The organism is Streptomyces sp. NPDC127117 (genome assembly GCF_042677325.1).
GTDB lineage: Bacteria > Actinomycetota > Actinomycetes > Streptomycetales > Streptomycetaceae > Streptomyces.
In genome coordinates this window covers 143,229-163,725 of record NZ_JBHXTM010000009.1, presented here as the reverse complement: position 1 = coordinate 163,725, position 20,497 = coordinate 143,229, and the positions used below count along the sequence as shown (strand labels likewise).

At 72.0% G+C, this 20,497-nt stretch carries 24 protein-coding genes; 21 read left to right on the top strand and 3 right to left on the bottom strand.

What is annotated here, in order from left to right:
* Positions 1 to 3: 3 nt before the first annotated feature.
* On the bottom strand, positions 4 to 1,041 hold the full coding sequence (locus ACFVH0_RS11305) for a hypothetical protein (protein WP_385819326.1): 1,038 nt from the start codon (positions 1,039 to 1,041) through the stop codon (positions 4 to 6).
* A gap of 268 nt (positions 1,042 to 1,309) precedes the next feature.
* The gene (locus ACFVH0_RS11300; protein ID WP_385819325.1) at positions 1,310 to 2,911 is read right to left on the bottom strand and encodes an oxidoreductase; all 1,602 of its coding nucleotides are present in this window, start codon (positions 2,909 to 2,911) and stop codon (positions 1,310 to 1,312) included.
* 138 nt (positions 2,912 to 3,049) lie between these two features.
* Here ACFVH0_RS11300 and hisD point away from each other — a divergent pair, with 138 nt between their 5' ends.
* From hisD to ACFVH0_RS11250, 10 genes are all read left to right on the top strand, one after another.
* On the top strand, positions 3,050 to 4,372 hold the full coding sequence (hisD, locus tag ACFVH0_RS11295) for a histidinol dehydrogenase (protein ID WP_385819324.1): 1,323 nt from the start codon (positions 3,050 to 3,052) through the stop codon (positions 4,370 to 4,372).
* Positions 4,369 to 5,517, top strand: a complete 1,149-nt coding sequence (locus ACFVH0_RS11290) for a histidinol-phosphate transaminase (RefSeq protein WP_385819323.1) — start codon at positions 4,369 to 4,371, stop codon at positions 5,515 to 5,517. The genes hisD and ACFVH0_RS11290 overlap by 4 nt, the downstream gene beginning before the upstream one ends.
* A complete protein-coding gene (hisB, locus tag ACFVH0_RS11285; protein WP_072483182.1) occupies positions 5,514 to 6,110 on the top strand; it encodes an imidazoleglycerol-phosphate dehydratase HisB in 597 nt (198 codons plus the stop codon). The genes ACFVH0_RS11290 and hisB overlap by 4 nt, the downstream gene beginning before the upstream one ends.
* On the top strand, positions 6,107 to 6,274 hold the full coding sequence (locus tag ACFVH0_RS11280; protein WP_164495228.1) for a hypothetical protein: 168 nt from the start codon (positions 6,107 to 6,109) through the stop codon (positions 6,272 to 6,274). Before hisB ends, ACFVH0_RS11280 begins: the two co-directional genes overlap by 4 nt.
* An 11-nt stretch (positions 6,275 to 6,285) precedes the next feature.
* Positions 6,286 to 6,927, top strand: coding sequence for an imidazole glycerol phosphate synthase subunit HisH (hisH, locus tag ACFVH0_RS11275; RefSeq protein WP_385819322.1), 642 nt, complete (start codon positions 6,286 to 6,288; stop codon positions 6,925 to 6,927).
* Positions 6,927 to 7,652, top strand: coding sequence for a bifunctional 1-(5-phosphoribosyl)-5-((5-phosphoribosylamino)methylideneamino)imidazole-4-carboxamide isomerase/phosphoribosylanthranilate isomerase PriA (priA, locus tag ACFVH0_RS11270; RefSeq protein WP_124718208.1), 726 nt, complete (start codon positions 6,927 to 6,929; stop codon positions 7,650 to 7,652). The genes hisH and priA overlap by 1 nt, the downstream gene beginning before the upstream one ends.
* Positions 7,649 to 8,047 (top strand): RidA family protein, encoded by a 399-nt coding sequence (locus ACFVH0_RS11265; protein WP_385819321.1) that lies wholly within the window; start codon positions 7,649 to 7,651, stop codon positions 8,045 to 8,047. The genes priA and ACFVH0_RS11265 overlap by 4 nt, the downstream gene beginning before the upstream one ends.
* Positions 8,044 to 8,799, top strand: a complete 756-nt coding sequence (gene hisF / locus ACFVH0_RS11260; RefSeq protein WP_385819320.1) for an imidazole glycerol phosphate synthase subunit HisF — start codon at positions 8,044 to 8,046, stop codon at positions 8,797 to 8,799. Before ACFVH0_RS11265 ends, hisF begins: the two co-directional genes overlap by 4 nt.
* A 144-nt stretch (positions 8,800 to 8,943) precedes the next feature.
* Positions 8,944 to 9,531, top strand: a complete 588-nt coding sequence (locus tag ACFVH0_RS11255) for an ArsR/SmtB family transcription factor (RefSeq protein WP_385819319.1) — start codon at positions 8,944 to 8,946, stop codon at positions 9,529 to 9,531.
* A gap of 26 nt (positions 9,532 to 9,557) precedes the next feature.
* Complete coding sequence (locus tag ACFVH0_RS11250) at positions 9,558 to 10,808, top strand: MFS transporter (protein WP_385819318.1); 1,251 nt, start codon at positions 9,558 to 9,560, stop codon at positions 10,806 to 10,808.
* 17 nt (positions 10,809 to 10,825) lie between these two features.
* Here the strand turns inward: ACFVH0_RS11250 and ACFVH0_RS11245 are convergent, their stop codons facing one another.
* Positions 10,826 to 11,458: a TIGR03085 family metal-binding protein gene (locus tag ACFVH0_RS11245; RefSeq protein ID WP_385819317.1), complete on the bottom strand. Its 633-nt coding sequence runs from the start codon at positions 11,456 to 11,458 to the stop codon at positions 10,826 to 10,828.
* A gap of 84 nt (positions 11,459 to 11,542) precedes the next feature.
* On the opposite strand from ACFVH0_RS11245, the gene hisI reads away from it, so the two are divergent.
* The 11 genes from hisI (at position 11,543) to lgt (ending at position 20,491) form a co-directional block, all read left to right on the top strand.
* On the top strand, positions 11,543 to 11,926 hold the full coding sequence (hisI, locus tag ACFVH0_RS11240) for a phosphoribosyl-AMP cyclohydrolase (RefSeq protein WP_093543499.1): 384 nt from the start codon (positions 11,543 to 11,545) through the stop codon (positions 11,924 to 11,926).
* Entirely contained in the window at positions 11,823 to 13,433 is a 1,611-nt protein-coding gene (locus tag ACFVH0_RS11235) for an anthranilate synthase component I (RefSeq protein ID WP_385819316.1), read from the top strand. Before hisI ends, ACFVH0_RS11235 begins: the two co-directional genes overlap by 104 nt.
* 14 nt (positions 13,434 to 13,447) lie before the next feature.
* Positions 13,448 to 14,107, top strand: a complete 660-nt coding sequence (locus ACFVH0_RS11230; protein ID WP_385819315.1) for a TIGR02234 family membrane protein — start codon at positions 13,448 to 13,450, stop codon at positions 14,105 to 14,107.
* Positions 14,108 to 14,234: 127 nt separating this feature from the next.
* Positions 14,235 to 14,483 carry an HGxxPAAW family protein gene (locus ACFVH0_RS11225; protein ID WP_385819314.1) on the top strand — a complete coding sequence of 83 codons (249 nt, stop codon included), beginning with the start codon at positions 14,235 to 14,237 and terminating at the stop codon, positions 14,481 to 14,483.
* A gap of 81 nt (positions 14,484 to 14,564) precedes the next feature.
* A complete protein-coding gene (locus ACFVH0_RS11220) occupies positions 14,565 to 15,065 on the top strand; it encodes a DUF2752 domain-containing protein (protein ID WP_385819313.1) in 501 nt (166 codons plus the stop codon).
* Positions 15,066 to 15,189: 124 nt separating this feature from the next.
* Positions 15,190 to 15,999 (top strand): indole-3-glycerol phosphate synthase TrpC, encoded by an 810-nt coding sequence (trpC, locus tag ACFVH0_RS11215; RefSeq protein ID WP_385819312.1) that lies wholly within the window; start codon positions 15,190 to 15,192, stop codon positions 15,997 to 15,999.
* Between the two features lie 47 nt (positions 16,000 to 16,046).
* Positions 16,047 to 16,226 carry a tryptophan biosynthesis modulator TrpM gene (gene trpM / locus ACFVH0_RS11210; protein WP_385819350.1) on the top strand — a complete coding sequence of 60 codons (180 nt, stop codon included), beginning with the start codon at positions 16,047 to 16,049 and terminating at the stop codon, positions 16,224 to 16,226.
* Positions 16,227 to 16,363: 137 nt separating this feature from the next.
* Positions 16,364 to 17,644, top strand: coding sequence for a tryptophan synthase subunit beta (trpB, locus tag ACFVH0_RS11205; protein ID WP_385819311.1), 1,281 nt, complete (start codon positions 16,364 to 16,366; stop codon positions 17,642 to 17,644).
* A complete protein-coding gene (gene trpA / locus ACFVH0_RS11200; RefSeq protein ID WP_385819310.1) occupies positions 17,641 to 18,453 on the top strand; it encodes a tryptophan synthase subunit alpha in 813 nt (270 codons plus the stop codon). The genes trpB and trpA overlap by 4 nt, the downstream gene beginning before the upstream one ends.
* Before the next feature lie 74 nt (positions 18,454 to 18,527).
* Complete coding sequence (locus ACFVH0_RS11195) at positions 18,528 to 19,352, top strand: DsbA family protein (protein ID WP_385819309.1); 825 nt, start codon at positions 18,528 to 18,530, stop codon at positions 19,350 to 19,352.
* A gap of 110 nt (positions 19,353 to 19,462) precedes the next feature.
* On the top strand, positions 19,463 to 20,491 hold the full coding sequence (lgt, locus tag ACFVH0_RS11190; protein ID WP_385819308.1) for a prolipoprotein diacylglyceryl transferase: 1,029 nt from the start codon (positions 19,463 to 19,465) through the stop codon (positions 20,489 to 20,491).
* Positions 20,492 to 20,497: the final 6 nt, after the last annotated feature.

Genomic DNA, 20,497 nt, shown 5'->3' with positions numbered 1-20,497 from the left:
CGGTCAAGCGTAATGGCCGCCGGGCCCGCCCCGGTCGGCCCGTCCCGCGAACGGTGCCGCACAGGCCACCCGGAGCCGCGTGTCGTCCCGCGCCTCCAGGAACCGGCCGAGCGGATCCTCGGAGACCGACGACCACGGGAACGACGCCGCATGCGGTCCGATCCGCCGGAACTGTTCCAGGGCCTCGTCCCAGCGCCCCCGGCCGACCAGCACGAACGCCAGCAGATTGCGGACCTCGGCGGACCACGGGTCGCCCGGCTCGAACGAGGCGGACAGCGCGATGGCCAGATCCGCCGCCGCGTCGATCCGCTCCTCCTGCACCGAGGTGGTCCGGGCGCCGGGCCCCTCGATCAGCAGGGCGAAGGCCGCCCGCAGCGGCAGCGCCTGCACCAGCGAGCCGGGCAGCGAGTCCTCGGCGGCCCGCTCCGCGAAGTCGAAGCACTCGCGGTGCGAGCCGTACCAGGCAGCGGAGAGGTACCGCAGCGCCGCGACATGACAGCCGTAGTGGTGCGAGGAGCGCTGGATCGCCTGCTCCCACAGCGCCTCGAACGTGGTGTGCGTGGCATGGGTGCCGCGGGCGTGGTCGAGCGCGAGGCGCCAGGGCACCGGGTCGCGCGGATCGCTCTCGGCCGCCGCCGAGATCAGCGGCCCCACCTCGCGCAGCTGCTCGGCCCGGGCGGGCGACTCCCAGGCCCGGCGGACCGCCAGCTGGGCCTTGACGAGCAGCGCGTCCGGGTCGTGCGGGGCGGCGGCGAGCCAGTCGGTCAGCCAGCCGTCGCGGCTGCGGGCGAAGGTGACGAGCCGGCCGAGATAGCGGTCGCGGTTCTCCCACTCGGCGCCGTCCCGGGTGGTGGCCATGAGTTTCGCGGCCGGTCCGTACTCCCCGAGGGCGGCGGCGACGAGTGCCGGGGAGAGCCGCTCGTCGGGTGCGTCGAGCAGCACCTCGTCGGCGGCGGGCAGTCCGGCGGGCCCCAGCGAGGGGCGCCGGACCGTGCGCGCGGCGCGGAGCAGAGCACGAAGGATTGGCATGGTGCAGACCATTGAAAAGCCCTGGTCGGAGCGGCGCCAGAGGCTCGCTGTGAAGCTTTGGTGCCGAGTGAATGGGTTGTATCGGACCGGGTCAAGAAGAAGTAAAGGAAAATGCGGAATCTGGCTTGTTCCTGCGGTTTCGGCCGATGGTGTACGGCACTTCGGACGCAGCTCGGGCGGTCGTTCGACCACGGTGTACGGGCGTCGTACCGGCCGTTCGGCGGACCGGGCCGCGAGCCGCCGAACGGCCCGCTGCCCGGTCCACCGTGGCCGGATCCGATCAGCCCCGGCGGAGCAGCCGTGAGGCGCCCGCCGCCACGGTCGTGGCCAATATCCAGCCCAGCAGGACGAGCACGGCCGCCGCCCACTGCCAGCCGTCCTCCATCCGCCAGTAACCGTCCTGGCCCAGATTGATCACCGGGATCAGCAGATCCAGCGCGTACAGCGCCGGGTTCCACTGCGGATGCTCGTCCGGCTTGATCGCCGCCGGGACGTGCTGGGCGAAGGCCATCGCGCCCGCCGCCCACAGCAGGGCCATCCACACCGCGGCCCGCCCCGGCCGGTAGCCGTACGCCACCGTCCAGTCCTGGATGAAGCCCCAGAGCTTCCCGGCCGCCGGCAGCGTCTCGCGCCGCCGCCGCTGCTTGGCCAGCAGCACCTCCCGGGCGTCCGCGTCCTCCCCGCAGTTGCGCAGCACCGTCGCGAGGCGCTCGTACGGCTCCGGCACGTACTCCGGGGTCGCCGCCGCCACCCACTCCAGGCGCCGGGAGAGCGGGAAGTGCCCGTACGGGACGAGGTTCTCGTACACGAAACCGCCCATCGCCAGACCGCCGGGCCCCGGCCAGCTCGACGACACGTCGATCAGCGTGACGACCTTCGCGCCGTTCAGCACGACCCGGCCCTCCTCCAGCCGTTCCGCGTTGAACCGCAGCTCCGGGGTGACGATCCGGCGCAGCGACAGCTCCTCGTGCCGGGCCATCACGAACCGTGCCTTGTGCAGATCGACCGCGTCGCCGAACCGTCCGTCGTCCAGCCGCACCCCGCCGCGGCAGTCGAAGAACTGCGAGCGGGTGCCGTTCGCCGGGGTCGACGCCATGACGATGCCGTACGGGGGAGTGGTGCCCTGGATTCCGGTCTCGACGCTCACCCACGCCTCGCTCATGTACAGCGTCCGCTCCACCGTCAGCTGCGGGGCGTTCAGCGCGCGCCGCCCCTCCCTGCCGCGCAGCCGGCTGCCGCGCAGGCTCAGCGAACCACCGACCTTCGCCCCGCGCAGGCTCAACTCGCCACGCGCCTCGATCAGCTCGGCCTGCAGGTCCTGGGCGACCGCCAGCCCGTCCCCGGCGAGCGCGCGCCCGCCCCGGTCCGGGCCGATCTCGATCTGGTTGATCAGCAGATCGGTGCCGATCTGGGCGTCGGTGAGCCGGATCCCGCGCGGGATCCGGCAGCGCGGCAGATGCAGATCGCCCTCGGTGCGCAGCCGGGCCGCCTCCAGCCGCGGCATCGCGCAGCCGACGATCCGCAACGTCGTGAAGTGGCATTCCGGCAGCACCACCTCGTTCTCGAAGCGGCAGCCGGTCATCTCGACGTACGGCGCGACGCGCCCGCCCGCCAGATCGAGTGTGCCGGTGATCCGCACCCCCCGGAGCTTCAGTGCCGCGACCCGGCCGGGACGCGGCGGCGGCCCCGAGAGCAGCAGCCGGGCGACGACGCGCCCGTCCACACTGCGCTCCGGTCCCCAGACGCGCGGCGCGAACGGATCGTCGCGCGCGGGATCGCGGGCGCGCAGATCGTAGGTGCTGCCGTTCCGGAAGGCCTGCCACATACCCAGCTCGGCCGCGCTCAGACCGTCCGGAAAATCGCCGTCGTGCGGTTCGGTCACGGGTGCCCCTTCCGCTCGGAGCTGTTCTTCCCCCTGAGTGACGACGTGAACGCTATTGGTCAGCAGTGACATCCGGGACATGTATCAGCCAGTGATACGGGCGACCGGTCGCCGGAGCCGGTCTGCGAGAATTGCGGTGTGATCTCTCGAATCGATCTGCGCGGCGATGCCCTCCCCGAGGGTGGAGCCCTGCGCGACCTGCTGCCCCGTGCCGAGTTCGACGTGGAAGCCGCCCTGGAGACGGTGCGGCCCATCTGCGAGGACGTACGCCATCGCGGCTCCGCGGCAGTGATCGAGTGGGGAGAGAAATTCGACGGCGTACGGCTCGAATCGATCCGGGTTCCGGCCGAGGCGATCGCCGAGGCCGTCGAGCGGCTCGACCCGGCCGTGCGGGCCGCCCTTGAGGAGTCGATCCGCCGCGCCCGCCTCGTCCACCGCGAGCAGCGCCGCACCACGCACACCACCCAGGTCGTCCCCGGCGGCACCGTCACCGAGAAGTGGGTGCCGGTCGAGCGCGTCGGGCTGTACGTGCCGGGCGGGCGCTCCGTCTACCCGTCGTCCGTGGTCATGAACGTCGTACCGGCCCAGGAGGCGGGCGTCGAGGGCATCGCCGTCGCCTCCCCGCCGCAGAAGGACTTCGACGGCCTGCCGCACCCCACGATCCTCGCCGCCTGCGCCCTGCTCGGCGTCGACGAGGTGTACGCGGCCGGCGGCGCCCAGGCCATCGCGATGTTCGCGTACGGAACGGCCGAATGCCTTCCGGTCGACCTCGTCACCGGCCCCGGCAACATCTATGTCGCCGCCGCCAAGCGCCTGCTCAAGGGCCGCGTCGGCATCGACGCGGAGGCGGGCCCCACCGAGATCGCGATCCTCGCCGACTCCACCGCCGACCCGGTGCACGTCGCCGCCGACCTGATCAGCCAGGCCGAGCACGACCCGATGGCCGCCGCCGTCCTGGTCACCGACTCCGAGGAGCTGGCCGCGGCCACCGAGGCCGAGCTGAAGCCGCAGATCGCCGCGACCAAGCACGTCACCGACCGGATCGAGCCCGCGCTGGCCGGCCGCCAGTCCGCGATCGTCCTGGTCAACGACCTGGCGGACGGCCTCAAGGTCGTCGACGCGTACGCCGCCGAGCACCTGGAGATCCAGACCGCCGACGCCGCGGCCGTCGCCGACCGGGTCCGCAACGCCGGCGCGATCTTCGTCGGCCCCTGGGCCCCGGTCTCGCTCGGCGACTACTGCGCCGGCTCCAACCACGTCCTGCCCACCGGCGGCTGCGCCTGCCACTCCTCGGGCCTCTCCGTGCAGTCCTTCCTGCGCGGCATCCACATCGTCGACTACACGCGCGACGCCCTGGCCGAGGTCACCCACCACGTGGTGACCCTCGCCGAGGCGGAGGACCTCCCCGCCCACGGCGCAGCGCTCAAGGCCAGGTTCGGCTGGAAGGTCCCGCAGCAGTGACGAACAGCGACACCCCTCGCAAGACCACCCGCATCGACGACCTCCCGATCCGCGACGAGCTGCGCGGCAAGTCCCCCTACGGGGCGCCGCAGCTCGACGTGCCCGTGCGGCTGAACACCAACGAGAACCCGTACCCGCTGCCCGAGGCGCTGGTCGACCGGATCGCCGAGCGGGTCCGCGAGGCCGCCCGCGACCTCAACCGCTACCCCGACCGGGACGCCGTCGAACTCCGTACCGAACTGGCCCGCTACCTCAGCCGCACCGCCGGGCACGAGGTCTCGCTCGCCAACGTCTGGGCGGCCAACGGCTCCAACGAGGTGCTCCAGCAGCTGCTGCAGACCTTCGGCGGCCCCGGCCGCACCGCGATCGGCTTCGAGCCCTCGTACTCCATGCACGCCCTCATCGCCCGCGGCACCGGCACCGGATGGATCTCCGGACCGCGCAACGAGGACTTCACCATCGATGTCGCCGCCGCCGAGAAGGTCATCGCCGAGCACCGTCCCGACGTCGTCTTCATCACCTCCCCCAACAACCCCACCGGCACCGCCGTCGACGCCGGGACCGTGCTCGCGCTGTACGACGCCGCGCAGGCGGCCGGGCCGTCGATGGTCGTGGTCGACGAGGCATACGGCGAGTTCAGCCACCACGCATCGCTGCTCCCGCTGATCGAGGGCCGGCCGAACATGGTGCTCTCGCGCACCATGTCGAAGGCGTTCGGCGCCGCCGGGCTGCGCCTGGGCTACCTCGCCGCCGACCCGGCCGTGGTCGACGCGGTCCAGCTGGTGCGGCTGCCGTACCACCTGTCCTCCGTCACCCAGGCCACCGCGCTCGCCGCCCTGGAGCACACCGATACGCTGCTCGGATACGTCGCGCAGCTCAAGGACGAGCGCGACCGGATCGTCACCGGGCTGCGCGACCTCGGCTTCGACGTCACCGACTCGGACGCCAACTTCGTGCAGTTCGGCCGCTTCGCCGACAGCCACACCGCCTGGCAGCGGATCCTCGACCGGGGCGTCCTGGTCCGGGACAACGGCGTACCGGGATGGCTGCGGGTCTCCGCGGGCACCCCGGCGGAGAACGACGCGTTCCTCGATGCGGTACGCACGCTTGCCAATGAGAACGCCAAGAAGGAGCACGACGCATGAGCCCCCGCGTAGGCCGCGTGGAACGCACCACGAAGGAAACATCGGTGCTGGTCGAGATAAACCTCGACGGCACCGGGAAGGTCGATGTGTCGACCGGGGTCGGGTTCTACGACCACATGCTCGACCAGCTCGGCAGGCACGGACTCTTCGACCTGACGGTCAAGACCGACGGCGATCTGCACATCGACTCGCACCACACCATCGAGGACACCGCACTCGCCCTCGGCGCCGCGTTCAAGCAGGCGCTCGGCGACAAGGTCGGCATCTACCGCTTCGGCAACTGCACCGTCCCGCTGGACGAGTCGCTCGCCCAGGTCACCGTCGACCTGTCCGGCCGCCCCTACCTGGTGCACACCGAGCCGGAGAACATGGCGCCGATGATCGGCGCGTACGACACGACGATGACCCGGCACATCCTGGAGTCCTTCGTCGCGCAGGCGCAGATCGCCCTGCACGTCCACGTGCCGTACGGGCGCAACGCCCACCACATCGTGGAATGCCAGTTCAAGGCGCTCGCCCGCGCCCTGCGCTACGCCAGCGAACACGACCCGCGCGCCGCCGGGATCCTTCCCTCCACGAAGGGCGCGCTGTGACCGGCCTCAACACCATCCTGATCGTCGTCGGCCTCTTCCTGGCCGGCGGCGTCTACTCCTTCGCGAAGCAGGGGATGCCCAAGGGCGTCATCGTCCTGCTCTCGCTCGCCTCCGTGATGTGCCTGCTGGCGGGCATTCTGCGGATCCAGGGACTCTGGGACTGAGGGAACGAGCTGTGAGCGACAACAAGAAGGTCGTCGTCCTCGACTACGGCTTCGGCAACGTCCGCTCCGCCGAGCGGGCGCTCGCCCACGTCGGCGCGGACGTCGAGATCACCCGCGACTTCGAGAAGGCGATGAACGCCGACGGGCTGCTGGTGCCCGGCGTCGGCGCGTTCTCCGCCTGCATGGACGGGCTGAAGAAGGCCCGCGGCGAATGGATCATCGGCCGCAGGCTCTCCGGAGGCCGCCCCGTCATGGGCATCTGCGTCGGTATGCAGATCCTCTTCGAGCGGGGCATCGAGCACGGTGTGGAGACGGAGGGCCTGGACGAATGGCCCGGCACCGTCGCCCCGCTGAAGGCCCCGGTCGTCCCGCACATGGGCTGGAACACCGTGCGGGCCCCCGAGGACTCCCAGCTCTTCGCCGGTCTCGACCCCGAGGCCCGGTTCTACTTCGTGCACTCCTACGCCGTGCACGACTGGAGCCTGGAAGTCACCAACCCCAAGATCCGCGCCCCCCGGGTCACCTGGGCCACCCATGGCGAGCCGTTCGTCGCCGCCGTGGAGAACGGCGCCCTGTGGGCCACCCAGTTCCACCCCGAGAAGTCCGGCGATGCCGGCGCCCAGCTGCTGACCAACTGGATCGAGACGCTGTAATGCCGAAGCTTGAACTGCTCCCCGCCGTCGACGTCCGCGACGGCCAGGCCGTCCGCCTCGTCCACGGCGAGTCCGGCTCCGAGACCTCCTACGGCTCCCCGCTGGAGGCCGCCCTCGCCTGGCAGCGCGCCGGCGCCGAGTGGCTGCACCTCGTCGACCTGGACGCCGCCTTCGGCACCGGGGACAACCGGGCGCTGATCGCCGAGGTGGCCGGCGCCATGGACATCAAGGTCGAGCTGTCCGGCGGCATCCGCGACGACGCCTCGCTCGCCGCCGCCCTCGCCACCGGCTGCCGCCGGGTCAACCTCGGCACCGCCGCCCTGGAGACGCCGGAGTGGGTCGCCAAGGTCATCGCCGAGCACGGCGACCAGATCGCCGTCGGCCTCGACGTCCGCGGTACGACTCTGCGCGGCCGCGGCTGGACCCGCGACGGCGGCGACCTCTACGAGACGCTCGCCCGCCTCGACTCCGAGGGCTGCGCCCGCTACGTCGTCACCGACATCGCGAAGGACGGCACGCTCCAGGGCCCCAACCTGGAGCTCCTGAAGAACGTCTGCGCCGCCACCGACAAGCCCGTCGTCGCCTCCGGCGGCGTCTCCTCGCTGGACGATCTGCGGGCCATCGCCTCGCTCGTACCGGACGGTGTCGAGGGCGCGATCGTCGGCAAGGCGCTGTACGCGAAGGCGTTCACCCTCGAAGAGGCGCTGCGGGTGGTCTCCGGATGAGCGACTCCGTCAACCGTGTCTCCTCCGGCGCCCCGTGGGAGGAGAAGTTCGGCTACTCCCGCGCGGTGCAGCTGCCGAACGGGCTCGTCCTGGTCTCCGGCTGCACCTCGGTGGAGAACGGACAGATCTCCGCGGGCGGCCCGTACGAGCAGACCGTCACCTCCTTCAAGGTCGCCTTCGACGCGCTGAAGCAGTTCGGCCTGGGCCGCGAGCACGTCGTCCGCACCCGGATGTACCTCACGCACGCCCGGGACGTGGACGAGGTCGGCCGCGCCCACAAAGAGCTCTTCGACGACATCCGCCCCGCCGCGTCGATGATCATCGTGTCCGGTTTCGTGGATCCGAGCCTGGTCGTCGAGGTCGAGGTCGAGGCCTACCTGGCAGGTGCGCGGTGAGCCTCGCGGTACGCGTCATCCCCTGCCTGGACGTCGACAACGGCCGGGTCGTCAAGGGCGTCAACTTCCAGAACCTGCGCGACGCGGGCGACCCCGTCGAGATGGCGAAGCTGTACGACGCCGAGGGCGCCGACGAGCTGACCTTCCTGGACATCACCGCGTCCAGCGGCGACCGGGAGACCACCTACGACGTGGTACGCCGCACCGCCGAGCAGGTCTTCATCCCGCTCACGGTCGGCGGCGGCGTCCGTACCGCCGACGACGTCGACAAGCTGCTGCGGGCCGGCGCGGACAAGGTCGGCGTCAACACCGCCGCCATCGCCCGCCCCGACCTCATCCGGGAGATCGCCGAGCGCTTCGGCCGCCAGGTCCTGGTGCTCTCCGTGGACGCCCGGCGCACCCCCGCCGGCACCTTCGAGGTCACCACGCACGGCGGCCGCAAGGGCACCGGCATCGACGCCGTCGAATGGGCGCACCGGGCCGCCGAGCTGGGCGCGGGCGAGATCCTGCTCAACTCGATGGACGCGGACGGCACCAAGGACGGCTACGACACCGAGATGATCACGGCGGTACGGAAACACGTCCCCGACCCCCTCATCGCCTCGGGCGGCGCCGGCCGGCTCGCCCACTTCCCGCCCCCAATCGCGGGGGGCGCCGACGCGGTGCTCGCCGCGTCCGTCTTCCACTTCGGCGATCTGCGGATCTCCGAGGTCAAGGACGCGCTCAGGGAGGCCGGCCACCCGGTCCGCTGAGCAGCCGTACGTACGAGCCCGACGCCGGGCGGAGCCGAGGAATCGGCCCCGCCCGGCGTCGGGCTTTTCCACCCTTCCCGATCCCGCAGCTTTTATTGCGCAATAAAGATTGCGCAAGTTTTCTTTTCCATCTACCGTCGGGGCATGGCAAGCAAGGAATCACGCCGGGTCTCGGACCTGGAGACCCTGAAGGCGTTCGGGCACCCCCTGCGGATGCGGCTCTACCGGGCGCTCTACATCGCCCGCACGGCCACCGCGTCCCAACTGGCCGACCAGGTCGACGAGGCGGTCTCGCTCGTCAGCTACCACCTGCGCAAGCTCGCCGACCACGGCCTGATCGAGGAGGCCGAGCAGCAGGGCGCGGACGGCCGTGAACGTTGGTGGCAGCCCGCATCGAAGGGGCTGAACTTCCACGAGGAGGACTTCACCGACGCCCCCGAGAAGGCCGCCACGCACGCCGCCGTCGGCCGGCTCTCCTTCGACCAGCACGTCGAGCTGTACCGCCGCTACCTCGACTCGGCCCCGACCTGGCCGCTCCAGTGGCGCAGCGCCGCCTCCAGCTCCGAGTACCTGGCCCGGCTCACCGCCGAGGAGCTCTCCGCACTCAGCCGCGAGATGCACGAGGTGGTCGACCGGTACGAGGAACTCGGCCGCGCCCGCGAGGAGGCCGGGGACACGGAAGGCCGCGAGAACGTCGCCGTACATCTGTACACATTCCCGTTCCGCCCCTGACCCGCCGTCCCGGGAGGCCGACACCCATGACCGTCACCGACGCCGCAATACCCGCGCGGAACGCCGAACGCCCCGCCCACCGCGACGCCAACGTCCTGCGCTGGCTCGGCGCCTACACCGCGTCGATGATCGGCGACAGCATCTACTACATGGCGCTGGCCTGGGCCGCCGCCCGCTCCGGCAGCCCCACCCAGACCGGCCTCGTCCTCGCCGCCGGCTCCATACCCAGGGCCGCCCTGATGCTCGGCGGGGGAGTGCTCGCCGACCGGGTCGGGCCGCGCCGCGTCGTCATCGGCAGCGACACCGCCCGCTGCCTGGTCGTCCTCGGCCTGGCCGGTGCGCTGCTGTTCACCTCGCCCGCGCTGTGGATGCTGATCGCCGTCGCGCTCGTCTTCGGCGTGGTCGACGCCCTCTTCCTGCCCGCCGTCGGCGCCCTGCCGCCCCGGATCACCGCCGCCGGAGAGCTGGCCCGGGTCCAGGGACTGCGCGGACTGGCCACCCGTACCGCCAATGTCGTCGGCGCCCCGCTCGGCGGCGTCGCGGTGGCCCTCGGCGGGCCGACGCTCGCCTTCGCCGCGGCCGGAGTGCTCTTCGCCGTGTCGCTGCCGCTGCTGCTCACGCTGCGGATCAGCCCGCTGCCCCACCGGGAGACCGCAGGACCCTCCGGTACCGCCCGGCACGACCTGGCCGACGGGCTGCGCCACATCCGCCGCCATCCGCTGCTCGGTCCGCTGATGCTGGTCGTCGCCCTCAGCGAGCTGGGCTTCGTCGGGCCGCTCAACCTCGGGATGATCCTGCTCGCCGAGGAGCGCGGCTGGGGCGCCTCCGGCATGGGCTGGGTCATCGCCGCGTTCGGCATCGGGGCCGGTGCGTCGGCCCTGCTGCTCACCGTGCGCGGCCGGGTACCGCGCGCCGGGCTGGTGATGTGCCTGACGGTACTGGCCGGCGCGGTCGCCATCGGGGCCCTGGCCCACTTCCCGTCGCTGGGCCTCGCCGTCGTCGCGGCCTTCTGCGTCGGGCTCTTCGCCGGCCTCGGCGGCACGCTGTGCGGCGCCCTGATCCAGACCGTCACCGAGCCCGCCTACCTCGGCCGGGTCACCTCGGTCTCCACCCTCTTCACCCACGCGATCGCGCCGCTCAGCTACCCGGTCACCGGAGCGGCCGTCGCCGCCTGGGGGACGGGTCCGGTCTTCGTCGTCAGCGCCGGGGTGTGCGCCGCGGGGGCGGTCACGGGGCTGGCCATCACCGGGCTGCGCCGCGCGGAGCTCCCGCGCTGACGCCCGTCCCGTACGCCCTACATCCCCAGCTCCGCCGTGTGCAGCCGGTCCACCGCCTCCTTGTCGCCCTCGATGCCCACCGTGGCCGCGTCCTGCCGCCCGAACGCGAAGAGCAGCAGCTCGCCCGGCTCGCCGGTCACCGTCACCACCGGGGTGCCCTTGTGCGCCACCGCCGTCTGGCCGTCCGGGCGGCGCAGCACCAGACCCACCGGGGACCTGCGGCCCAGCAGCCGGGCCGTCCGCTCGGCGCGCGCCCACAGCACATCGGCGAACACCGGGTCCAGCTCCCGCCGCGACCAGTCCGGCTGGGCCCGGCGGACGTCCTCCGTATGGATGTAGAACTCGACGGTGTTGGCGGCCTCGTCGATCTGCTTCAGGCCGAACGGGGACATCCTCGGCGGTCCGGTACGGATCAGCTGGATCAGCTCCTCGTACGGCTTCGCCGCGTACTCCGCCTGCACCCGGTCGAGGCGGTTCTTCAGAACGCCCAGCACCACCCCGCCCGCCGCGTCCGGCCGGCGCTCCCGGACCACCACATGGGCGGCCAGGTCCCGGGTCGTCCAGCCGTGGCACAGGGTCGGGGCCTCCGGTCCCGCCGCCTCCAACAGATCGGCGAGCAGGAGTCGTTCACGCTTCGCATGGGTCGACATGGTCGCCAGCGTACGACCGCCGCACCCGGTCCGCCCAGTGGACGCCGCACGGAACCGGCTCCGCGGCCACGGCACAATGGGCGCATGACCAGCGCGCCCACGCCCAGCACCCCGCCGCCGTCCGGCAACCTCGACCCGGCCATCGCGGCCCGACTCAAGCGCGGTGCCGACGGACTCGTCCCGGCCATCGCCCAGCAGTACGACACCGGCGAGGTGCTGATGCTCGGCTGGATGGACGACGAGGCCCTGCACCGCACCCTCACCACCGGCCGCTGCACCTACTGGTCCCGCAGCCGCCAGGAGTACTGGGTCAAGGGCGACACCTCGGGCCACATCCAGCAGGTCAAGTCCGTGGCGCTCGACTGTGACGCCGACACCGTCCTCGTCCGGGTCGACCAGACGGGTGCCGCCTGCCACACCGGCGACCGCACCTGCTTCGACGCCGACGTCCTCCCGCTCGCGCAGTAAAGGGCCAGCCGCCATGGATCTCGACACCTTCCGCAAGCTTGCCGTCGACCGGCGCGTCATCCCCGTCAGCCGCAGGCTCCTCGCGGACGGCGACACCCCGGTCGGGCTCTACCGCAAACTCGCGGGCGAGCGCACCGGCACCTTCCTCCTGGAGTCCGCGGAGAACGGCCGCACCTGGTCGCGCTACTCCTTCATCGGGGTACGCAGCGCCGCCACCCTCACCGCACGCGACGGGCAGGCCCACTGGCTGGGCGTCCCACCCGTCGGCGTCCCCGTCGACGGCGACCCGCTCCAGGCCCTGCGCGCCACCATCGAGACCCTGCACACCCCGCGCGACCTGGTCGTCGACGACGCACTGCCCCCGTTCACCGGCGGCATGGTCGGCTATCTCGGCTACGACATCGTGCGCCGCCTGGAGAAGATCGGCGACAGCGCCGAGGACGACCTGCACGTCCCCGAGCTGACCATGCTGCTCACCTCCGACCTGGCGGTGCTCGACCACTGGGACGGCAGCGTCCTGCTGATCGCCAACGCGATCAACCACAACGACCTGACGACCGGCGTCGACGAGGCGTACGCGGACGCCGTCGCGCGCCTCGACGCCATGGAACGGGACCTCTCCCGCCCCGTCGAGAACACTCCCGCCGCCCTTCCGCCCTCCGAGCTGCCCCCGTACACCGCGCTGTGGGGCGGCCCGGCGTACCAGGACGCCGTCGAGGACGTGAAGGAGCGCGTCCGGGCCGGCGAGGCCTTCCAGGTCGTCCCCTCACAGCGCTTCGAAACCCCGTGCACGGCAAGCGCGCTGGACGTCTACCGGGTGCTGCGCGCCACCAACCCGTCGCCGTACATGTACCTCTTCCGCTTCGACGGCTTCGACGTCGCCGGCTCCAGCCCGGAGGCCCTGGTCAAGGTCGAGGACGGACGCGCGATGGTCCACCCGATCGCCGGAACCCGGCACCGCGGCGCCACCCCGCAGGAGGACCAGGCGCTCGCCGACGAACTCCTCGCCGACCCGAAGGAACGCGCCGAGCACCTGATGCTGGTCGACCTCGGCCGCAACGACCTGGGACGGGTCTGCGCACCCGGCACCGTCGAGGTCGTGGACTTCATGTCGATCGAGCGGTACTCGCACGTGATGCACATCGTCTCCACCGTCACCGGCCGCGTCGCCGAGGGCCGCACCGCCTTCGACGTCCTCACCGCCTGCTTCCCCGCCGGCACCCTCTCCGGCGCCCCCAAGCCCCGCGCGATGCAGATCATCGAGGAGCTCGAACCGACCCGCCGGGGCCTGTACGGGGGCTGTGTCGGCTATCTCGACTTCGCCGGGGACTCCGACACCGCCATCGCGATCCGCACCGCCCTGCTCCGCGACGGCACGGCGTACGTCCAGGCCGGAGCGGGCGTGGTCGCCGATTCCGACCCGGTCGCCGAGGACAACGAGTGCCGCAACAAGGCCGCCGCGGTGCTCCGCGCGGTGCATACCGCCAACCGGCTCCACGGCGTCTGAGGCGGTAGGGGATAGTGGAGTACGTGAGTGCTGTCCCCGTACCCCAGCCCCGTGCCCGAGTCGCCACCGCGTCCGACGCCTCGGGAAGCCGCCGCAGCCTGGCCGCCGGCCTGCTCCTCGGGGCGGCGGGCGCCACCGTCGTCCTGCTCGCCTCCGGCCAGACCTGGGCCGAGGGCCGGGCGTCCGTCGGCGGCGGCTCGCTGCCCCTGACCGCCGACGGCCAGGACGTCACCGGCCTCCCGGCGGCCCTCGCCATAGTCGGCCTGGCCGCCCTCGTCGCCGTCTTCGCGGTCCGCGGCGCCGGCCGGCTGCTGGTCGCCGGGCTCCTCGCCCTCAGCGGCTTCGGCGCCGGACTGAGCGCCTGCCTCGGTGCCGCCGACAGCGCCGCGCTCGACGAGAAGGCGGCACAGACGACCGGCGACACCTCGGCGACCATCGGCGCGCTCACCCACACACCGTGGCCCTACGTCACCGCGGCCGGCGGCCTGCTGATCCTGCTCGCCGGGCTGCTCGCCCTGCGCTACGGGAAGCTCTGGCCCACCATGTCGGGACGGTACGAAAGGGACGGCACCCCCCGCCCCCGCAAGGCCGCCCGCACCACCCCGGACCCGGACCGGCCCGAGGACCTCTGGAAGGCCCTGGACCGCGGTGAGGACCCGACGCGCGAGACGTGACCCCCAACTCACGTCCTACCCGTACGTACGGGACAATGAAGCCGAGCTTTCAGCACGGCGGCACCAACAGCGCCACCAGCTTTGCGTACAGCGATACCAACAGCGCATCACCAACAAGGAGCAACTCATGGCGGGCAGCAGCCACGGACACACCCCGGCCGCCTGGACCGGTGTCATCATCTCCTTCATCGGCTTCTGCGTCGCAGGCGTCTTCATGGTCGCGGCCAACCCCGTCGGCTTCTGGGCCGGAATCGCCGTCGTCCTCCTCGGCGGCGTCGTCGGCCTCGCGATGAAGGCCGCGGGCCTCGGCATGCCGAAGGAGTCGGCGGAGATGGCCCGGGCCAGGGCCCGCGCCGCACAGGCCCAGGTCTCCTGACACCACGGGGCGACCCGTACGCACACGAGGCGCAGCCCGGCCCGGGCTGCGCCTTCACGCGTCAACGGGGACAATCACCGGGTGGACGCATCGCCTACCCCCGCCGCCGCAGTGCCGGCCCCGGCCTCCGGGCCCGCTCCCGGCCGCCCGTCCCCGCCGGTCTTCCCCCCGGCCCCCGTACCCCCCTCGCGCATCCGGCGGCTGGCCACCCCGGCGGGCGTGCTGGCCGTCGTCGTCGGGGCGTTCGGCTACGTCGGCGCCGTCGACCCCAACCAGCCGGGCCACTACCCGCTCTGCCCGCTGCTCCGGTTCACCGGGCTCTACTGCCCGGGCTGCGGCGGACTGCGCAGCGCCCACGCCGTCGCGCACGGCGACATCGCCGCCGCCCTCGGCTCCAACGCGCTCGCCGTCGTCGGCTACGCCGCCTTCGCCGTCCTGTGGGCGGTCTGGGCGGTCCGCGCCTGGCGGGGCAGGCCCATGAGCATCGCGGCGAAACCGGCCGTCTGGTGGGGGATCGGGTCAGTGCTGCTGATCTTCTCGGTGGTGCGGAACCTACCGATCGGTTCCGCTCTGGCACCCTGAATGCCCAGGTAGTGGGACATCTGCCGACCGGATTCGGGCCGACGGCCCTCCTGCGGATAGCATTGATATGGCTGATCCTGTTCTGCTGTTTACCTCATCACCGTCCCGGAAGGGGGCCGCTCGCGTGAGTGTGCTCGACGAGATCATCGACGGCGTGCGCGCCGACCTCGCGGAGCGGCAGGCGCGTGTCAGCCTCGACGAGCTGAAGGAACGCGCCGCGCGCGCTCCCGGGGCCAAGGACGGAGTCGCCGCACTGCGCGGCGAGGGCGTCACCGTCATCTGCGAGGTCAAGCGTTCCAGCCCCTCCAAGGGGGCCCTGGCCGCGATCGCCGACCCGGCCGCGCTCGCCGCGGACTACGAGGCGGGCGGCGCGTCCGTCATCTCGGTCCTCACCGAGGAGCGCCGCTTCGGCGGTTCGCTCGCCGACCTGGAGGCCGTCCGCGCCAAGGTCGACATCCCGGTCCTGCGCAAGGACTTCATCGTCACCTCGTACCAGCTCTGGGAGGCCCGCGCCTACGGCGCCGACCTCGCCCTGCTGATCGTCGCCGCCCTCGACCAGGAGGCCCTGGTCTCCCTGATCGAGCGCGCCGAGTCCATCGGCCTGACGCCGCTGGTCGAGGTGCACGACGAGGAGGAGGCGGAGCGCGCCGTGGACGCCGGGGCGAAGATCATCGGTGTCAACGCGCGCAACCTCAAGGACCTCAAGGTCGACCGCTCCACCTTCGAGCGCGTCGCCCCCGAGATCCCGAACCACATCGTCAAGGTGGCCGAATCCGGTGTCCGCGGCCCGCACGACCTGATCGCGTACGCCAACGCGGGTGCCGACGCGGTGCTGGTCGGCGAGTCCCTGGTCACCGGCCGCGACCCCCGGTCCGCCGTCGCCGACCTGGTCGCCGCCGGCGCCCACCCGGCCCTCCGGCACGGACGGGGCTGACCGGAACCGTGTCCACCGACCGCTGCGCGTACCACGTCCGGCCGGGCCTGCGCCCCGCCGGTACGACGGTCGCCCGTGACCCGCACGCCCCGCTGGCGCGCGGCTGCCGCCCGCGCGGCTGCCGCGCCCCCGCGCGCCGGGTGCACGGCCGGCGCGTGCGGTACGTGATCGGCGACGAGCCCGGTCAGGTCAACGGCATGCGATGGCGCACGGGGACCGCGCCGTAGCGAGCCCCGGCCGACGTACTCGCACCACTCCAGCCGTACGTACGACCGCACCGCCCGACCGATCGCCGGTCGCGGTGGCGCTCCGCTCACGGCGCATACGGTGAATCCACCCATTGCGATGTCGAGGAGCACGTCGGATGTCATCTGACTTCTTCATTCCGGACCCGGAGGGTCTGATCCCCAGCGCCGAGGGGTACTTCGGTGCGTTCGGCGGCAAGTTCATCCCGGAGGCGCTCGTCGCCGCCGTGGACGAGGTCGCCGTCGAGTACGACAAGGCCAAGGCCGACCCGGCCTTCGCCGCCGAGCTCAACGAGCTCATGGTCAACTACACCGGCCGCCCCAGCGCGCTGACCGAGGTCCCGCGCTTCGCCGAGCACGCCGGCGGCGCCCGGATCTTCCTCAAGCGCGAGGACCTCAACCACACCGGCTCGCACAAGATCAACAACGTGCTGGGCCAGGCGCTGCTCACCAGGCGCATGGGCAAGACCCGGGTCATCGCCGAGACCGGCGCCGGCCAGCACGGCGTCGCCACCGCCACCGCCTGCGCGCTCTTCGGCCTCGAATGCACCATCTACATGGGCGAGATCGACACCGAGCGGCAGGCGCTGAACGTGGCGCGGATGCGGATGCTCGGCGCCGAGGTCATCGCCGTGAAGTCCGGCTCCAGGACCCTGAAGGACGCCATCAACGAGGCGTTCCGCGACTGGGTCGCCAATGTGGACCGTACGCACTACCTCTTCGGCACCGTTGCCGGACCCCACCCCTTCCCGGCCATGGTCCGCGACTTCCACCGGGTCATCGGCGTCGAGGCCCGCCGCCAGATCCTGGAGCGCACCGGCCGGCTGCCGGACGCCGCCATCGCCTGCGTCGGCGGCGGCTCCAACGCCATCGGGCTCTTCCACGCCTTCATCCCGGACGCGCACGTCAGGCTGATCGGCTGCGAGCCCGCCGGACACGGTGTGGAGACCGGCGAGCACGCGGCGACCCTGACCGCGGGCGAGCCCGGCATCCTGCACGGCTCGCGCAGCTACGTCCTCCAGGACGACGAGGGCCAGATCACCGAGCCGTACTCCATCTCGGCCGGTCTGGACTACCCGGGCATCGGCCCGGAGCACTCGTACCTCAAGGACATCGGCCGCGGCGAGTACCGCGCGGTCACCGACGACGCGGCCATGCAGTCGCTGCGCCTGCTCTCCCGCACCGAAGGGATCATCCCGGCCATCGAGAGCGCCCACGCGCTGGCCGGAGCCCTGGAGGTCGGCAAGGAGCTCGGCAAGGACGGGCTGATCGTGGTCAACCTGTCCGGCCGCGGCGACAAGGACATGGACACGGCAGCCCGCTACTTCGGGCTGTACGACGGAGCCGACGGCGTCGTCGAGGCCGATGTGGCCGACGGGGAAGAGGAGGTCACCAAGTGAGCGGCAACGTGGAGCTGCTGAGTTCCGCCCTCGCGCAGGCGAAGGCGGAGAACCGGGCCGCCCTCATCGCGTACCTCCCGGCCGGGTTCCCGACCGTCGACGGCGGGATCGAGGCCGTGAAGGCGGTCGTGGCGGGCGGCGCGGACATCGTCGAGGTGGGGCTGCCGCACAGCGACCCGGTGCTCGACGGACCGGTCATCCAGACCGCCGACGACATCGCCCTGCGCGGCGGCGTGAAGATCGCCGACGTGATGCGCACGGTCCGCGAGGCCCACGAGGCGACCGGTGTCCCGATCCTCGTCATGACGTACTGGAACCCGATCGACCGGTACGGCGTCGAGCGCTTCACCGCCGAGCTCGCCGAGGCGGGCGGCGCCGGGTGCATCCTGCCCGACCTGCCGGTCCAGGAGTCCGCGCTGTGGCGCGAGCACGCCGACAAGCACGGTCTCGCGACCGTCTTCGTCGTCGCGCCGAGCAGCAAGGACGAGCGCCTCGCCACCATCACCGCGGCCGGCTCCGGCTTCGTCTACGCGGCCTCGCTGATGGGCGTCACCGGCACCCGCGCCTCGGTGGGCGAGCAGGCCCAGGACCTGGTCCTGCGCACCCGCGCCACGACGGAGCTGCCGGTCTGCGTCGGCCTGGGCGTCTCCAACGCCGGGCAGGCCGCCGAGGTCGCGGGCTTCGCCGACGGGGTGATCGTCGGCTCCGCCTTCGTCAAGGCGATCCTCGACGCCCCCGACGAGGCGGCGGGTCTGGCCGCCGTCAGCTCCCTGGCGGGCGAACTCGCCGAAGGCGTTCGAAAGCGCTGAACCGGGTGTCACCCGAACGGGTGGACCTGGACCGGGGAGGCACGCACGTGCCTCCCCGGTTCGTTGCTGCGGGTGTGAGCGAGAAGAACGAACAGGGAAAAAGGGCCGCGAGAGACCGGCTCGTACAGCAGCGCGAGCGCCAGCGGGCGAGCGAGCGCCGCAGGCGCACACTGATCGTCACCAGCGCGGTCGTGGGTGTGCTGGCGCTGGCCGCCGTCATCGGTGTGATCGCCGCGAATTCGGGCGGCAAGAGCGGCAAGAGCGAGGCGGGCCCCCTCGTCGCACCGTCCGGCGCGACCGGGAAGGACAGCCTGGCCATCCAGGTCGGCGCGGACGACGCCCCGTCCACACTCACCATCTGGGAGGATTTCCGCTGCCCGGTCTGCGCCCAGTTCGAGAACGCCTTCCGCGACACGATCCACCAGCTGGAGAACAGCGGACAGCTCAAGGTCGAGTACCACCTCGCCACGATCATCGACGGGAATCTCGGCGGCGACGGCTCGCTGCGGGCGGCCAACGCGGCGGCCTGCGCACAGGACGCCGGAAAGTTCCCCGCGTACCACGACGTGCTCTACCGCAACCAGCCGCAGGAGTCCGTCGACACCTTCGGTGACAACGGCAAACTGATCGAGCTCGCGGGGAAGGTCCCGGAGCTCGACACCCCCGGCTTCCGCAGCTGTGTGAACGACGGCAAGCACGACAGCTGGGTCCAGAAGTCCAACACGGCGTTCCAGAACGGCGGATTCCAGGGCACACCGACCGCGCTGCTCAACGGCGAATCGATCTTCCCGAAGAAGGGGAGCGAACCGATCACCGTGGCGAACCTGAAGAAGTGGGTGACCGAGGCCAACAAGGGCAAGAAGCCGGGCACGGTGACCCCCGCCCCGTCGGGCTCCTGACCGGTCCCCGGGCGGGGTCCGGCAAGGGGAATCGATGACCTGCCCGTTACCCAGACGTTGTCGGGTGGGTTGCCGTAGGCCCCACCCGGCAAGGTAGCGTCGACCCTGCCATGGACCTTGCCTATATTCCCAGCCCGTCGACCGGCGTGATCGATCTCGGCCCGATCCCGCTCCGCGGCTACGCGTTCTGCATCATCATCGGTGTCTTCGTCGCCGTCTGGTTCGGCAACAAGCGCTGGGTCGCCCGGGGCGGCAGATCCGGCACCGTTGCCGACATCGCCGTCTGGGCGGTGCCCTTCGGCCTCGTCGGCGGCCGGCTCTACCACGTGATCACCGACTACCAGCTGTACTTCAGCGAGGGCGAGAACTGGGTCGACGCCTTCAAGATCTGGCAGGGCGGCCTCGGCATCTGGGGCGCGGTCGCGCTCGGTGCCGTCGGCGCCTGGATCGGCTGCCGCCGCCGCGGGATCCCGCTGCCCGCCTGGGCCGACGCGCTGGCCCCCGGCCTCGCCCTGGCCCAGGCCTGTGGCCGCTGGGGCAACTGGTTCAACCAGGAGCTGTACGGCAAGGCGACCGACCTGCCGTGGGCGCTGAAGATCAGCGAGGGCCCCAACCGGGTCGCCGGCACCTACCACCCGACGTTCCTCTACGAATCGCTGTGGTGCATCGGTGCCGCCCTGCTGGTGATCTGGGCGGACCGCCGCTTCAAGCTCGGACACGGCCGGGTGTTCGCCCTGTACGTCGCCGCGTACTGCGCGGGGCGGGCCTGGATCGAGTACATGCGGGTCGACGAGGCCCACCACATCCTGGGCCTGCGCCTGAACGTGTGGACCGCGCTGATCGTCTTCGTGCTGGCCGTGGCGTACTTCGTGATCTCGGCGAAGGTGCGGCCGGGGCGCGAGGAGATCGTGGAGCCGGGAGCTGCGGAGGAAGCGGCGGCCGCGGCCGCGGCGGAGGCCGGTGACGCCGAGGACAGCGACACCGCGGAGGACACCGGGACCGCCGAGGACGCCAAGGGCTCCGGGACCGCCGAGGGCGGCGCGGACAAGGCTCCGGAGGCGGACGGCGACGCCGGGCCCGCGGATGACGTCGAGACAGCGGAGAAGAACGGCACCGTGGAGACGGCCAAGAAGGGCTGAGCCGTG

Coding starts and splice junctions, on each gene's coding strand:
- ACFVH0_RS11305 (WP_385819326.1), bottom strand. CDS start 1,041: ATGGTCTGCACCATGCCAATCCTTCGTGCTCTGCTCCGCGCCGCGCGC.
- hisB (WP_072483182.1), top strand. CDS start 5,514: ATGAGCCCCCGCGTAGGCCGCGTGGAACGCACCACGAAGGAAACATCG.
- priA (WP_124718208.1), top strand. CDS start 6,927: ATGCCGAAGCTTGAACTGCTCCCCGCCGTCGACGTCCGCGACGGCCAG.
- ACFVH0_RS11265 (WP_385819321.1), top strand. CDS start 7,649: ATGAGCGACTCCGTCAACCGTGTCTCCTCCGGCGCCCCGTGGGAGGAG.
- ACFVH0_RS11255 (WP_385819319.1), top strand. CDS start 8,944: ATGGCAAGCAAGGAATCACGCCGGGTCTCGGACCTGGAGACCCTGAAG.
- ACFVH0_RS11250 (WP_385819318.1), top strand. CDS start 9,558: ATGACCGTCACCGACGCCGCAATACCCGCGCGGAACGCCGAACGCCCC.
- ACFVH0_RS11245 (WP_385819317.1), bottom strand. CDS start 11,458: ATGTCGACCCATGCGAAGCGTGAACGACTCCTGCTCGCCGATCTGTTG.
- hisI (WP_093543499.1), top strand. CDS start 11,543: ATGACCAGCGCGCCCACGCCCAGCACCCCGCCGCCGTCCGGCAACCTC.
- ACFVH0_RS11225 (WP_385819314.1), top strand. CDS start 14,235: ATGGCGGGCAGCAGCCACGGACACACCCCGGCCGCCTGGACCGGTGTC.
- trpB (WP_385819311.1), top strand. CDS start 16,364: ATGTCATCTGACTTCTTCATTCCGGACCCGGAGGGTCTGATCCCCAGC.
- lgt (WP_385819308.1), top strand. CDS start 19,463: ATGGACCTTGCCTATATTCCCAGCCCGTCGACCGGCGTGATCGATCTC.